1 protein-coding gene is annotated in these 266 nt (G+C 61.7%); it reads right to left on the bottom strand.

Features of this window, described 5'->3' with window-relative positions:
- Nucleotides 1-175 (bottom strand): LON peptidase substrate-binding domain-containing protein (locus tag SB719_RS20540; protein ID WP_412159797.1); only part of this gene is annotated, 175 nt, incomplete at its 3' end.
- Nucleotides 176-266: the final 91 nt, after the last annotated feature.

Below are 266 nucleotides of genomic sequence, written 5' to 3'. Positions count from 1 at the left end.
CCACCGGCGGCGCCTTGCCGACTTGTTCGCCCTCAAGGATGCACACCACACCAAACCCTTCGCCCTGCTTCATGCAGCGCCCGATCATGTCCAGGTAGCGCGCCTCGAAAATCTGCAAATCGAGAAAGCAGCCAGGAAACAGCACGGTATTGAGCGGAAACAGCGGTAGCGTCATCACAACTCCTCAAGCCACCAGGCTGACCGCCAGCGGCAGGAACACCGCTGTAGCCACCCCCATCAGGCTCATCGCCAGCGCGGCAAAGGCG

It is taken from the genome of Pantoea sp. SIMBA_079, assembly GCF_046940275.1.
GTDB lineage: Bacteria > Pseudomonadota > Gammaproteobacteria > Enterobacterales > Enterobacteriaceae > Pantoea > Pantoea borealis.
Note: the sequence above shows the minus strand (reverse complement) of the source record. Positions and strands in the feature narration are given on the sequence as shown.